Source organism: Lacipirellula parvula (assembly GCF_009177095.1).
Lineage (GTDB): Bacteria > Planctomycetota > Planctomycetia > Pirellulales > Lacipirellulaceae > Lacipirellula > Lacipirellula parvula.
Map to the genome: position 1 here is coordinate 2,405,601 of NZ_AP021861.1, position 13,253 is coordinate 2,418,853.

At 63.1% G+C, this 13,253-nt stretch carries 12 protein-coding genes; 5 read left to right on the forward strand and 7 right to left on the reverse strand.

Annotated elements, in window-relative coordinates:
- Positions 1-9: 9 nt before the first annotated feature.
- The 3 genes from PLANPX_RS09495 to PLANPX_RS09505 form a co-directional block, all read right to left on the reverse strand.
- Complete coding sequence (locus PLANPX_RS09495; RefSeq protein WP_152098502.1) at positions 10-2,250, reverse strand: beta strand repeat-containing protein; 2,241 nt, start codon at positions 2,248-2,250, stop codon at positions 10-12.
- Positions 2,251-2,635: 385 nt separating this feature from the next.
- Complete coding sequence (locus tag PLANPX_RS09500; protein ID WP_152098503.1) at positions 2,636-3,451, reverse strand: hypothetical protein; 816 nt, start codon at positions 3,449-3,451, stop codon at positions 2,636-2,638.
- 224 nt (positions 3,452-3,675) lie between these two features.
- Positions 3,676-4,470 carry a 3-keto-disaccharide hydrolase gene (locus PLANPX_RS09505; protein ID WP_172991954.1) on the reverse strand — a complete coding sequence of 265 codons (795 nt, stop codon included), beginning with the start codon at positions 4,468-4,470 and terminating at the stop codon, positions 3,676-3,678.
- Between the two features lie 275 nt (positions 4,471-4,745).
- On the opposite strand from PLANPX_RS09505, the gene PLANPX_RS09510 reads away from it, so the two are divergent.
- Entirely contained in the window at positions 4,746-5,627 is an 882-nt protein-coding gene (locus PLANPX_RS09510) for an A24 family peptidase (protein WP_198421868.1), read from the forward strand.
- A gap of 131 nt (positions 5,628-5,758) precedes the next feature.
- Here PLANPX_RS09510 and hemB read toward each other — a convergent pair whose 3' ends face one another.
- Positions 5,759-6,772, reverse strand: a complete 1,014-nt coding sequence (gene hemB / locus PLANPX_RS09515) for a porphobilinogen synthase (protein WP_152098505.1) — start codon at positions 6,770-6,772, stop codon at positions 5,759-5,761.
- Between the two features lie 175 nt (positions 6,773-6,947).
- Between hemB and PLANPX_RS09520 the strand changes: the two genes are divergently transcribed.
- The 4 genes from PLANPX_RS09520 (at position 6,948) to PLANPX_RS09535 (ending at position 10,760) form a co-directional block, all read left to right on the forward strand.
- Positions 6,948-7,388: a hypothetical protein gene (locus tag PLANPX_RS09520; protein ID WP_152098506.1), complete on the forward strand. Its 441-nt coding sequence runs from the start codon at positions 6,948-6,950 to the stop codon at positions 7,386-7,388.
- A gap of 39 nt (positions 7,389-7,427) precedes the next feature.
- On the forward strand, positions 7,428-8,195 hold the full coding sequence (locus PLANPX_RS09525) for a TSUP family transporter (RefSeq protein ID WP_152098507.1): 768 nt from the start codon (positions 7,428-7,430) through the stop codon (positions 8,193-8,195).
- 124 nt (positions 8,196-8,319) lie between these two features.
- On the forward strand, positions 8,320-9,306 hold the full coding sequence (gene mgrA, locus PLANPX_RS09530) for an L-glyceraldehyde 3-phosphate reductase (protein ID WP_152098508.1): 987 nt from the start codon (positions 8,320-8,322) through the stop codon (positions 9,304-9,306).
- Positions 9,307-9,350: 44 nt separating this feature from the next.
- Complete coding sequence (locus PLANPX_RS09535) at positions 9,351-10,760, forward strand: serine hydrolase (protein ID WP_152098509.1); 1,410 nt, start codon at positions 9,351-9,353, stop codon at positions 10,758-10,760.
- A gap of 95 nt (positions 10,761-10,855) precedes the next feature.
- Here PLANPX_RS09535 and PLANPX_RS09540 read toward each other — a convergent pair whose 3' ends face one another.
- From PLANPX_RS09540 to PLANPX_RS09550, 3 genes are all read right to left on the reverse strand, one after another.
- On the reverse strand, positions 10,856-11,260 hold the full coding sequence (locus tag PLANPX_RS09540; RefSeq protein WP_152098510.1) for a hypothetical protein: 405 nt from the start codon (positions 11,258-11,260) through the stop codon (positions 10,856-10,858).
- A gap of 40 nt (positions 11,261-11,300) precedes the next feature.
- Positions 11,301-11,792 carry a DinB family protein gene (locus PLANPX_RS09545; protein WP_152098511.1) on the reverse strand — a complete coding sequence of 164 codons (492 nt, stop codon included), beginning with the start codon at positions 11,790-11,792 and terminating at the stop codon, positions 11,301-11,303.
- 158 nt (positions 11,793-11,950) lie between these two features.
- Positions 11,951-12,991, reverse strand: a complete 1,041-nt coding sequence (locus PLANPX_RS09550) for a metallophosphoesterase (protein ID WP_172991955.1) — start codon at positions 12,989-12,991, stop codon at positions 11,951-11,953.
- Between the last annotated feature and the right edge of the window lie 262 nt (positions 12,992-13,253).

The following is a 13,253-nucleotide window of genomic DNA, read 5'->3' on the forward strand; positions in this document are numbered from 1 at the left end:
GCGCGCCGCCTAGCGAAGGTGGCGGCGGCGAAGTGCGGGCGTTACAGCCATCAGCGCGATGATTGCGATGGCGACCGCGGAGGGTTCAGGAACGGCCCCGGCAACTGGCGTAGCGGGCACGCCGCTCCCGAATTGTCGTTGCCAGATGAGGTAGTCGGCGCCGTCGACGTTAAAATCGCCGTTGGCGTCGCCGTCGAAGGGTTCGGCATTTCCTTTTTTGCCGAAGCCGGTTTTCCAATGAGCGAGGTCAGCCGCATCGACGTCCCCATCTAAATCGAAATCGGCTGCGAAACCGCTGCCCGCGACGACCGATAGGGTGAGTGCGGTCGATGTGTAGTCGAGATCCCACGACAAACCGCTGCCGAGTGCGGGGAGCGCGGCGGTCGCGAACGTCCCCGTGAGGCCGCCGGTGGCGGTGAGCAGACGGAACGAGTCGCCTAACTTCGGCGTCAGGCTGCCGGCGAGTTTCACGTCGAGCGTTCCGGCAAGCGTTGCCATCCCGCCGACTTCGACCTGGCCAAGTTCGTCGGTCGCGTCGATGGCGCCCAATTGCAGGCCGAGGAGCGAAGATGCCGAGAAGCTGAGGTTTTCGAGCATCACGGCGTCGGCGCCGGGCATCACATGGATTTGTCCGTTGTTCGTGACGGCGTCGTGGAAGATGGCGGCAGATTTGGCAGTGACGACGATCTGCGCGCCGGCGTTGTTGTCGACGGCGCCAAGCACATCAGCAACGCCGCCGGTGACGGCGAGTTGGGCGCCGGCGTTGTTGTCGAGGCCGGCGCCTTGGAATCGCAGGGCGCCGGTGCGGATGGCGATATCGCCGTTGTTGACGGCGGAGGTGAGCGATTCCAATTCGCCGATATCGACGTTGATCACGCCGCTGTTCGTGAGCGCTCCGTTCACCACCAGCACATTGCCCGCTTGGATCCGGACCTCGCCCGCGGTGGTGTTGGTGAGTGGCGCGCCGATGCGGCCGCCGCCGCGAATCAGGCCCTGATTATTGAGCCCAGCGGCCGAGCCGACGTCGATCCGACCGCCGTTGAGGGCGAGTTCGCCGTTGACGCCAATACGCGCGGCGCCCACGGTAGTGACGAGCCCCCCGCCGGAAATCATCAGCGATGCTTCGCCCGGCTCGGAAACATCGAGCGAGCCGGCGATTTCCCAAACGCTGTTGGCGCCGTCGACGAAGACTTCGCCCCGCGCTCCCGCGTTATCGGCGATGATGGCGTTCGTCGAATTCACTCGGCCGCCGGCGAGGACGCGGAGCACGCCCCGGCCAAATTCGGCGACCGTGAACGTCGTGCCAACTTGCAAACGCGACCCGGCCCCCGACACGACGGCGGTCGCTTCGCTGCCGGCGAGACTGGCAATTTTCGCCACTCCCGTCGTGGACACGCGGCCGCCGTCAAGCACGCTGAGGGCGCCTTGGCCGCTCGCGCCGACGGTGAGCGTTCCGCTCACTTCCCAGTAGGAGCTAGCGCCGGAAACGTTTGCCGTTCCATTGCCTGTCGCCACGTTGCCAAGCGTGCCGTTGGTGGTTCGCATCCTGGCTTGGTTGAGCACTTGCAGCGTTCCAATGCCGGCGTCGCCGACCATCATCGTGCTGTCTTGCCGCCAGAGCGTGCCGTTGCCGGTGATCGCCAGCGATCCTTCGCCGGTGGCGAGGGTGCCAATCGACGTCGCGTCGCCGAAGACGGCAGCGCTCGCAGAAATCTGGATCATGCCGATGCCGGCTTGCCCGATGACGAAATCGTCGCCAACGTCGAGCACCGTGCCGAAGCCGTCGAGAAAGACGTCGCCTTTGCCGCCGCTTTCAATGCCGAGCAGGAGATCGTCGGTCATCGTGACTCGCGCTTGCGTCGACGCGGTGAGGCTGCCGAAGCCGCGATTGCCGACAATGATGTCGCTCGCTGTCGTGAAGTTCGTATTGAAACCGGTCAACGACAAGATGCCGGAGACGCCGGCGTCGTCGCCGATGGTCGCGCTGCCGCCGGTGACGTTGATCGAGGTGGCGCCGTTGAGCGAAACGCTGCCGACGCTGCTGTCGCCGATCATGAACGGCGCGGCGACGTTGCCTCCGGCGGTGGGCGGGGCAGGGGTGACGTTACCGACGGTTTGGAGCGCCGCGTGAGCGGTCGGCGCGAGCGTCGCCGCCAGTGGCAACGCGAGCGCGAAGGCGCGCGGACGGCTGGAGTGAAGGGAGCGGCGCAGCAATGCTAGTCGGCGGGCGAACGGCGAAGAACTCGTCACGGCAGGAAACCTCGGGGAAGGCGTGGAGCGGCCGCCTCGGCGTGCAGCGCCGATGGCGTTTCGGACCGTTCCTTGCCCGGCCGGCGACGGCGTCGATTGCCGTCGCGCAGTTGCCGTCGAGGGAGCGACGATGGTGCATCGCCCCGTTCTTCCCTGGCTCTGTTTGCCGCAGATAAAGCTGGCCGGTCGTTGCGGCCGCCGTCACGCACTCACGCTGCGAGAAAATAAAAAAAAGGCCGCCCCGTCGCAAAAGTGCGGCGGAGCGGCCTCTGGATCATGAACTGGTTAGTCTTTTCGCTCGAATGTTGCGCCTCTCAAATCCGAAGTGACGTTGCGGGTCGATTTCGGCCTGAGCGAGCGGGACTAGATTTTTGCTGCGGAGCAATTACCGACTGAGCGTTTCCAGCGACGCCTGTCGGGTGCGAGTTTGCTCCCAAGCTCGGCCCGCTTCTGCACATTGGTAGGCGACTTTGATGAGGCCCTGCCGGCGCGGCTGGTCGAGATTTTGCATATCGATCGCCACTTGCTCGATCGCTTCGGGCCGCTTCTCCGCCGTGTACGAGAGATTCGAGACGAAGAGCATCGTATCGGTGAAGTTGCGATCGGCGGTCTGGCCGACGAAGGGGTGGACGGCCTTCGCGACGAGTTCGAGTCCCATGCGATCGAGCTTGATGAAGGCATCCATCCGAGCGGCGACGAAGCGGCGGCCGTTGGTCTCTTCCTTCGAACCGCTCGTCAGTACGATGACGCACTGCGCGGAGAGCGGTTGCTGGAACGGTTTTCCCGTGTAGCTGCCGTTGCAGAGCATCACGATCCGATTTTGCGCGCCCTCTTCGCACGTTTGTTCGACGACGATAATCGTCCCCGTCGTGCCGGCGCCGTCGCTGATTTTGCAGGTCCGTTCGTCGATGCGCTTCAACTCGACGTGACTCACGCCGAGATGCCGCCACATTTCGACCATCACTTCCGGGTTTTGCGCCAAGAAGGTGAACAGTTCAGGCCGGCAATCGACGACGCTCGTCGGCATTCGCCGAAAGATCGTCGGATCGGCGAGCACCGATTGGACCGCGGGTCGAAACTGCGGATCGATTTTCGCGATTGGAATGGCCCGCATCGCCTCGGCCTGCGTTGCCTCCGAGGTCGAAGCCCCCGTCGGCTCGCCGGCAGTCGATGCGGTCGCCGTCGCCAGCAATGCCAGCAAAGACCAGCCGCAGCGCCTCAGGTGCGCACGCGCTCCCTGGTACGCTAAGCGTATACCCCCCACCATGTATCCCCCCTTCCCCTATGACTCCGCACTTCGTGAGAAGCTGTGCGGGTCATGGGAATATTTCGGCTCGCGGCGGGGGGATGCGTCAGTCAAAAAAATTAGCCCCCGGCGGATGGCCGGGGACTAATCGTGGGCAAATTATTTAAGTCCGCGGCGCGTTATTCCGCGGCGGGCTTGCCGGTCAGATCTTTGATCCGCATGTTGCGGTACCAGATCTCGTCGCCGTGGTCTTGCAGCACAATGTGTCCCTTCGCGTTCTTGCCGAACTTTGGCCACGTGGCGAATTTGCTCGCGGCGAGCTTCTTGTCCCAGTCGTCGCCGCTCAGCTTAACGTCGACGACCTTCTCGCCATTCAGAAAGTGCTGGACGTGGTCGCCTTGAACGAGGATCCGCGAGCGGTTCCATTCGCCGGCCGGCTTCAGCACGTCTTTCTCGGGCGGGTACATCGCGTAGAGCGAGCCGGAGGAAGTGACTTTGTTTTGGCCATCCTTATGCTTGGCGTCGTCGAGCAGCTGGTACTCGGGGCCGGTGAAGTAGGCGGGTTCCTTCTCTTCGCTGACGCGGTACATGACGCCGCTGTTGCCGCCGGGAGAAACCTTCCAAGCGAACTTCAAGTCGAAGTCGCCGTACTCGTTCTTGCTCATCAGGTCGCCGCCAGAACCGTGGCGATGGAGGACGCCTTTCTCGAGTTTCCAGCCCTCGGGCCAACCTTCTTTGCCGTAGGCCTTCCAGTGATCGGCGGCGGCGTCGCCCTTGAGCAGCGGGGTGAAGCCTTCTTCTTGCCGGCGTTGGCGGCCACGGCGGGCGGGCTTTTCCGCTTTGGCGTCTTTCGCGTCGGCTGCCTTGGCCTCTTGAGCGGTGCAAGTCGGCGCGGTGGCGAGCGCGAAGGTTCCAGCCGTCAGGAGGGCGAAGCCGATCGCCAACCGGGCCGATTTGGAGAAATGGAAACTCATGGTCGATAACTCCCTGGGAATGAGTATGCTGGCACGAGGGACCGCCGGAACGGACTGGACCGGCATTTTAAGCGGGCGCCGGCCCGGCCGCTACGAACGGCTGAGGGAAAGTTTGGAACCGCCGGTGAATACCGGTTGACGCCAATCAATGCAGTCGGAGAGCTGCATTAGGGAGGTGGTAGCAATCTCCATTCCTATCTGCGTTCGTTAGCGATCAGCTGCGGTTCCCAACCGCCGCACTTTCACAACACAACGCTCAACAGGATCTGCCCCGCGTGCTCGATTTCGTCACTGCCCTCTGGCTGGGATTCGTCGGCGCGTGCATCGGCAGCTTTCTGAACGTCGTCGCCTACCGGATGCCGCGCGGCATGTCGGTGGTGTGGAAGCCATCGCATTGTCCGAAGTGCGGCCACGACATCCGCGCCCGCGACAACCTGCCGGTGTTGGGGTGGCTGCTGCTCCGCGGTCGGTGCCGTGATTGCGGCGAGCCGATCGCGCCGCGGTATGCGATCGTCGAAGGGTTCATGGGGATCGCCTTCTTCGGGTTGGCGTATATCGAACTCTTCAGCGGCGCGGCGAACTTGCCCGACGCGCTGGCCGACCCGGTCGGAGCGCTCGACAGTGTGGTGAATCCGAATTGGGAGCTACTCACCCTGTACGGATTCCATGGTCTGTTGTTGAGCCTGCTGATGGCGATGGGGCTCATCGATCAGGATGGGCAGCGGATTCCGTGGAGCTTGCCGCTGTTCGCGGGGATCGTCGTCACCGCGGGGCTGGCGTATGAATGTTGGTACTTCTATCCCGAGCGGACGCGCAACATTCACGTTTGGGAATGGAAGGCGCCATTTGATGCGCTGTTCGGCGCGATGTGGGGAGCGGTCGCGTGGTCGATCCCGCAACTGGTGCTGCGGCGACGCTCGTCGCCCGCGATGAAACGCTTCCTCCGCAACGCGGCGATCGCCTCGGCGGTGACCGGCGCGTTTCTAGGGTTGCGGCCAGTGGTCAGAATCTTCGGGCTGTGGCTCGGCGGCATTATCGCGGCTCGTGGCTTGCGAAACGCGATGAATGTGCGATTCAGCCCGCTGCTGGTGCTGTGGGGCGTGACGCTGTTGCACCTGAGCCTGTGGGGGCGGCTGTCGGACTTGTTCTCTTGGTGAGTTCGGAATCGCCTCGCACAGCATGATCGCGTTTCCAGCCCCGGGCTCCGCCCGGGGGTGGCGCGACGCGCGGCGATGCCTCACGAGATGGACGCCGACCCCCGGGCGGAGCCCGGGGCTAGGGATGCACGCTAGAGCAGCCGAGCGGCATCGCGGGCGAAGTAGGTGAGCACGCCGTCGGCCCCGGCGCGTTTGAACGCGGTGAGGCTTTCGAGCATCACCCGCTCGCGGTCGAGCCAGCCGTTTTGTGCGGCGGCGACGAGCATCGCGTACTCGCCGCTCACCTGGTAAACGAACGTCGGGGCGGCGAACGTTTCTTTCACGCGGCGGACGATGTCGAGGTAGGGCATCCCCGGCTTCACCATAACGCTGTCGGCGCCTTCGGCGAGGTCGAGCGCCACCTCACGCAGCGCTTCGTCGCCGTTGGCGGGGTCCATTTGGTAGGTCCGCTTGTCCCCGCTACCAAGATTTCCGGCGGAACCGACCGCTTCGCGGAAGGGGCCGTAAAACGCCGACGCATATTTGGCGGCGTAGGCCATGATTTGCACGTCAAGGAACCCCGAGCCGTCGAGGGCCTGCCGCACGGCGCCGACGCGGCCATCCATCATGTCGCTCGGGGCGATGACGTCGCAGCCCGCCTCGGCCTGGACGATCGCTTGTTGGCAGAGCATCTCGACGGTTTCGTCGTTCACCACATAGCCGTCGCGCACGAGGCCGTCTTGCCCGTGGCTCGAATAGGGATCGAGCGCGACGTCGCAAATGACGCCGATCGCATCGGCGTACTTCTCCTTGACGGCGCGGACGGCGCGACAGACGAGATTTTCAGGATTGATCGCTTCTTCGCAGCCGGGGGTTTTTAGCTTGGCATCGGTCGCCGGGAAGAGGGCGACGGCGGGGATGCCGAGTTTCACGGCTTCGCCGACGGCGTCGACGATAAGGTCGACCGAGAGCCGCTCGACGCCCGGCATCGAGACGATTGGTTCGCGCTCGTTCGACCCTTCGCGAATGAACAGCGGCCAGATGAGATCGTTGACCGACAGCGTTTCCTGGCGGACGAGCCGCCGCGACCAATCGTGCCGCCGCACGCGACGGAGCCGCGTGTGGGGATAGCCGGCGGGGAAACCTTCGGGCGAGCGGTCGGACATGCGGAGGGCCTAGGGAAGGTAGTGGGCAGTGGGCGGTCGGCAGTGGGCAGGACGCTGGGAGGCGGAGGGGCTTAAAACCTCCCTTCCATTATCTGAAGCGGCGTCTCTAAAATCTACGTCATGCGCCAGCGGCGCGATATCCCCGGATTTTCCTGCAGAGGCGCCTGACTGCGACATGGCTGACGAACCTCGTATCCATCTTGGCCCGTTTGAGTTTCGACCCGCATCGATTCAGATGTCGGGCCGACCGGCGCTGGCCGAGTGGAAGGGGCCGCTGCAGTTTGCGATTTGGTGCCAACGGGCGAGTCCATGGTGGATCGGCGACTTGATCAATCGCGGCGAGGATGTCTTTGGCGAAGAGTTTGCCGCCGTGTGGGGCGAGACGCTCTCCACCGAGATGGTTAGCCGTTACGCGTCGGTGGCTCGCCGCGTGCCGCCGCAAAATCGGAAGGCGAATCTTTCGTGGTCGGCCCATGCGGCCGTGGCGCGACTGTCGCACCCCGAGCAGCGGCGGATGCTCGCGCTGGCACTCAAGGAAGGGTGGAACAGCGACGACCTCAATAAGAAGGTTCGCGAATTGATCGCTGAACGCAAGAACGAGCAAAAGAAGGCGTAACTTCCGACGCCCATCACCGGTTAGCGATCGTCCCACCTGATGCACTACAGTCTCGAAGAGTTTCTGACCGTCGCCATCGTGATGACGATCGGCAGCGTGCTGCAGGGGGCGATCGGCTTTGCCTCGGGGCTGATGGGCGTGCCGATGCTCGTGCTGTGCGGCTTTTCGCTGGTCGAGGCGACCGTCATCAACTTCGTGTCGACGGCGGTGCAGAATTTTACTGGCGCCTTTCAGTTGTGGTCGCACATCGAAGCGCGGGACGTGACGTTGCCGGCGATTTTGCGCTGCGTCGGCTTGCCGCTGGGGACGCTCGCGCTCGCGGCGACGCCGAATCTTGATCAGGATCTGGTGAAGCAGATCATCGGCGTCGTGCTGCTCGTTTCGGTGCTCATGCTCGTCGCGGTGCGCGTGCGGCCGCGCGATAGTTTGGGGTATGGTTGGATCGGACTGACGTTCATTAGTTCCGGTTTCTTGATGGGCTTTGCATCGATTGGCGGGGCGCCGATGGTGATGTACGTCAACTCGCTCACCTGGTCGGCGGCGAAGAGTCGGGCGTTCATGTTTTTTTGCTCGGCGGCGATCATGCCGTTCATGGCCTGCGCGCTCATTTGGCAATTCGGCGAGCAACTGCTGAAGCCGGCGTTTTTGGCGGTACTGATTTTGCCGCCCTGTTTGCTGGGACTTTGGTTGGGGCTGACGCTGGGGGCCCGGCTCGATAAGGATCGCTTCCGCCGGCTTTCCTACGGTTTGCTGCTGGTGGTGGCGATCGCCACAATTCTTTCTCCGGTGGTGTTCAACGGGCGTTGAGTGCGGGATAATCTCCGGTGCTTTTCTGGACTTCACGCGGGCTAACGCCACGCGGCTAAATGGGCGTTGCGGCATGGAGTGCGTATCTAATTGCCCACTGACAACTGACAACTGACAAACAAATATGTACCTCCCCTCTTCCACGCGTTACGAATCGATGACCTACGACCGCTGCGGACGGAGCGGGCTGATGCTGCCGGCTGTGTCACTCGGGCTGTGGCACAACTTCGGTGGCGTCGACGCCTACGAGACGGGGCGGGCGATCGTTCGTCGCGCGTTTGATCGCGGCGTCACGCATTTTGATCTCGCGAACAACTACGGCCCGCCGCCTGGTTCGGCGGAAGAGAACTTCGGCAAGATGTTGCGCGACGACCTGGCGCCATATCGCGACGAGATTGTCATCTCGACGAAGGCGGGTTACCGAATGTGGCCGGGGCCGTACGGCGAATGGGGGTCGCGCAAGTATTTACTGAGCAGCCTTGACCAAAGCTTGCGGCGGATGGGGTTGCCGTACGTCGACATTTTTTATTCGCATCGCCCCGATCCCGACACGCCACTCGAAGAAACGCTCGGCGCTGTCGCGACTGCGGTGAAGCAGGGCAAGGCGATCTACGCGGGCATTTCGAACTACACGGCGGAGCAGACTCGCAACGCGTGCCGCATTCTGCGCGACCTGGGCTGCCCGTGTCTGATTCACCAGCCGAAGTACTCGATGTACGAGCGGTGGGTCGAAGCGGAGTTGCTCGACGTACTCGAGCAGGAAGGCGTTGGCTGCATTCCATTCTCGCCACTCGCGCAAGGGCTGCTCACCGATCGCTACCTGCAGGGGATTCCCGAGGGAAGCCGCGCGAGCAAGCCGCATGGGTTCCTCAAGAGCAACCAAGTGACGCCGGAGCGGATCGCGCAGTCGCAACAGTTGAATGCGATCGCCAAGCAGCGAGGGCAATCGCTCGCGCAGCTGGCGCTGGCATGGGTGTTGCGCGACCGGCGGATTACGACCGTGCTCATCGGGGCGAGCAGCGTCGAGCAATTGGATCAAAACCTCGGCGCCCTGGAGCGGCGAGATTTCAGCCAAGAAGAGCTTGCCGCGATCGAAAAGATTCTCATGTGAAGTTCGCCTTTGCTTGGCGATCGGGTTTTGCGGGGGAATTGACTATGCTGCTGCTATTTTCACGCCGGTTGATTCTCTTGGCGGGACTTTGGGCGGGAATCGGCGCCGCTTCGCATGCTGCGGAAACGCTCGCCGAGTTGCAGCCGCAGATCGATGCGCTCGTGGCCCCGGTGATCGAAAATCGGGGCGTCGTTGGCTTCGCAATCGGCATCCGCCGCGGCGACGAAGAGCTGTTTCTCAACTACGGCAAGGTCGACCTCGAAAAAGAGGGCGCTCCGACGCCCGACACCGTCTACGAAATTGGCTCGGTGACGAAGACGTTTACCGGAACGCTGTTGGCCGATGCGTCGCTGCAGACGGGGCTCGACCTCGACGCGACCGTCGCGAAGACGCTTCCCGAGACGGCGCCGCAACCGGCGGAGTCGGAGCAGCCGATTACGCTCGCGCATTTGGCGACGCACACGTCGGGGTTGCCGCGACTCCCCAACGACTTGAAGCCGAAGGACCAGCGGAATCCCTACGCGGACTTCACGGCCGACGATGCGTACGCTTTCTTCGCTGCGCATAAGCCAACGCGCAAGCCGGGCGAGTATGAGTACTCGAACTACGGCATGGGATTGCTGGGGCAGTTGCTCGCCGATCGCGCGGGGAAAGATTACGAAGCGCTCGTCATCGAGCGGATCTGCGAACCGCTCGGCATGCACGACACGCGGCAACACCTAACGCCGGAGATGGCGGCGCGGCTGGCGCCGCCTTACAACGGCGACCTGGGGCGCGAGTCGAACTGGGACTTCCAAGCGCTCGTCGGCGCTGGGGGACTGCGCTCGACGGCGCGCGACATGCTGAAGTTTACGGCCGCGATGTTCGCCGAGGATGATCGCGATGTGACGAAGGCCTTTCAGCTAGCCGGACAGCCGCGAATGAAATTGCCGGACGGCCGCAGCATTGGCCTCGCTTGGCACTTCGCCCGCGACGGCATCACGCGGTTGCACGACGGGCAAACCGCCGGCTACAGCTCGTTCGTGGCGTGCATCCCGGAGAAGAAGCTGGCGGTCGTCGTGCTCAGCAACACGGCGAAGCACGAATTCACTTCCGCCGTCGGCGAGAAGATCGCGCAACTTGCGCTGGGGATGAAGGTCGAACCGCTGGCGATGCGGAAGGTCGTCGACGTGCCGGTCGAGACGCTAAAGAAGTACGTCGGCAAGTATCCGCTCAGTCTGTTGTTCTCGTTAAACGTAACGCTCGACGGCGAGCAACTGAAAGTGCAAGCGACCGGGCAGGATGCGTTTCCGATTTACCCGAGCAGCGAGACTGAATTCTTTTACCGCGTGGTCGATGCCCAGATTACGTTCGTCGTTGACGAGAAGGGGGAAGCGACGAAACTCATTTTGCATCAGAATGGGAAGGACATTGAAGGCTTGCGGCAGAAGCAGGAGGCCGGACGCGAACAGTAGCCTTCAAAACCTAGCCTCGGGCTCCGCCCGGGGGTGGCGTGACGTTGGGGCGAGGCCGATCGGAATGGTAACCGACCCCCGGGCGGAGCCCGGGGCTAGTTGGCGGGGGCTTCGCTCCCCACCTTCTTAAACGCGATCCAAAAAAGGACGGCGAACACTAAATCGATGGCGCCGAAGAAGGTTGTCGTCGCCGAGAGCCTGCCTGTAGCGAACAGGGCAAGCGCCGGGATGCCGAAGCTCAGCTTTTCGAGGATGCCGGGGATCATGATCAGCCGGTAGCGAGCTGGATCGCGGGCGATGATCAAGAACGCCACCTGCCACGCGGCCGCGACGCCGACGAAGCCGTAGAAGTGCTCCGGGTGCACGGCGCCCGGCACGTTCGCTTCGCCCAGCTGTTGCTTGACGAAGTCGGGCGGCAGTAGCTCCATGAAGTACTGCGGCAGCAGCACCGCGAGGCCGTAGATGCCGGCGATGTGGAAGGCCCGTTGGGCGAATAGCATCCTTGCTTCCTCGTTGGTTGATCCGTGCGTTGTTCTGCGATCACAGGACGACGGGCTTCCCCAATTTGCGACGCACGACGGCGAACTGTCCGGCGTGAAGCAGCGGATGGGCGCCGAGCAAGCCGAACATCGCCGCCACCGTGGGAACGAACTTGCGAAGCCGTTCGGGCGACGGGTCCTCGAGTCGCTCGGGCGGCAATTCTCGCAGAACGCGTTTGGTCGTTTCTCGCGCGCCGTCGTACAGATCGATGTAGGCCTGCTTGGTCAAGAACGCCGCCGGGTCGTCGACGTGGCACTTGTCCTTTGCATGGGCCTCGGCAAACCCGTCGGGAAGCTTGAAGCCGTTGCCAGGGCTGACCGATTCAATCAGCCCCGCTTCGGAGGTGATTAAATGCCCTAGTTGCCAGGCAAGGTTGTTGCAGCCCGGCCCGGGACGCTCTAGGAGGGCCGCGTCGTCGAGATCGCTCAGATACATCTTGAGAATCCCGAGGCCTGAGTTCAGTGAAGTCTCGAGTACTTGCTTGGCGTCCATGTCGTTCGATCCGTGGTCGTGTGAAGGGCCTTGCCCAAAAATATCTCTGGGAGGGGGCTCTGCCCCCGAAGCAGCGTTAAGCTACCACAACTGCTTGCGATACTGAGCGTAATCGGCGTCGGAGACGCCTCCCACAGTTGAGTGCGTGGAAGTGGCGATTAGTCTGCCGCGCCCGCCGTCGCCGGTTCTTGCTTCGTCACGACCTCGACCTTGCCGTTGCGATCGCGCGTGAAGGCGTGCAACTGGTTCCCCTTGGCGTCGATGAACTGCACCGTCAACAAGTCCGGCGTCACGTGGACGTGATTGAACCCGAAGACTTGGTTGTTCACGAAGCCGCGATCGGTCGTGCGACAATCGTAGAGCCGCGCGCCGCCGGCGCCCGAGACGATAAAGCTCGGTTTGTAACCCTCGACCTGCAGGTGCTGCAGCGTGTGGTCGTGCCCGGCGAACGCGAGCGAGATGTCGTGCTCCTGGAGCGCGGGTCCCCATTCTTCAATGAGCCGCTTGTTGTCGCCGCGGTCGACCGTCTCGCTGAAGAGCGGGTAATGGTTCACCATCCACGTCCACGGCGCCTTGGTTTCCTTCGCGAGTTCGGCCTTGAAGAAACGGCGCTGCTCGATCTTTTCTTGCGGGGTGAGGGCGCCTTCCCAGTAGCTGCCGTCGAGGACGATCATCCGCACGAGCGGGTTTTCAGGACTGGGCAGTTCGACCGTGTACCACTTGCTGGGGAGCTTCCAACGCGACGTCGGATTGTTCTTCGCGTAGTCGAGTTGCAGCGCGAGCTTCCCCTCTTGGAAGTCGTACTTCGCGGTGCCGTAGTCGTGGTTGCCGACGCAAACATAGAAGGGGCAATCGAGCGAATCCTTCGAATACATCTCCTCGAACTGGCGTTCGATGCGGCCCGGCTTGATCGTGCTGTAGAAGTTGTCGCCGAGCGCGAGCACCGCGGCGAGGGGCTGGCCGAGGCCGTCGGCGAACTTGGCCATCTGCTTCGCGACGGAGGTTTGCGCGTCGTTGCCGTTGGTGCCGTAGTCGCCGAGGGCGAGGAGGTGCATGCCGTCGCCGAGCGATGCGGCCGCTTCCTTCGCCTGCAGGGCGCCGAACTGTGCGGCGGCCCAGGCGCCGCTGCTGAAGACGACCGCGCGGCGAATCGCTTCGCGGCGGGTGATGGGAGAGTTGAACAGGTTCGAAGCTGGCATCGCGGTCACTCTGCATTTGGTCCGATGAAACGCCGCCTTGGCTGCAGCGAGCTGCATTCATCATAACCCAAACAGACATTCGCGGAGAACCCTCGGAGGCCGTGTAATGGAAGCCGATGAGTTGCCTATCTTGCCGGGAGAGGCGAGAATTCATTCGCCCCACATGTGCGGTTCGCCGAACGTTAACAAATTCGCAAGATTTTGTTGTTGGCTTTCGACGCGCGAATTGCGCCGAACCAGGCAAAGTCGGGGGCGTGCGCAC

What these genes read in the sequence shown, in the direction of transcription:
- PLANPX_RS09550 (WP_172991955.1), bottom strand. Translation starts at nt 12,991, where the DNA reads ATGCCAGCTTCGAACCTGTTCAACTCTCCCATCACCCGCCGCGAAGCG.
- PLANPX_RS09535 (WP_152098509.1), top strand. Translation starts at nt 9,351, where the DNA reads ATGCTGCTGCTATTTTCACGCCGGTTGATTCTCTTGGCGGGACTTTGG.
- PLANPX_RS09540 (WP_152098510.1), bottom strand. Translation starts at nt 11,260, where the DNA reads ATGCTATTCGCCCAACGGGCCTTCCACATCGCCGGCATCTACGGCCTC.
- mgrA (WP_152098508.1), top strand. Translation starts at nt 8,320, where the DNA reads ATGTACCTCCCCTCTTCCACGCGTTACGAATCGATGACCTACGACCGC.
- PLANPX_RS09505 (WP_172991954.1), bottom strand. Translation starts at nt 4,470, where the DNA reads ATGAGTTTCCATTTCTCCAAATCGGCCCGGTTGGCGATCGGCTTCGCC.
- hemB (WP_152098505.1), bottom strand. Translation starts at nt 6,772, where the DNA reads ATGTCCGACCGCTCGCCCGAAGGTTTCCCCGCCGGCTATCCCCACACG.
- PLANPX_RS09520 (WP_152098506.1), top strand. Translation starts at nt 6,948, where the DNA reads ATGGCTGACGAACCTCGTATCCATCTTGGCCCGTTTGAGTTTCGACCC.
- PLANPX_RS09545 (WP_152098511.1), bottom strand. Translation starts at nt 11,792, where the DNA reads ATGGACGCCAAGCAAGTACTCGAGACTTCACTGAACTCAGGCCTCGGG.
- PLANPX_RS09525 (WP_152098507.1), top strand. Translation starts at nt 7,428, where the DNA reads ATGCACTACAGTCTCGAAGAGTTTCTGACCGTCGCCATCGTGATGACG.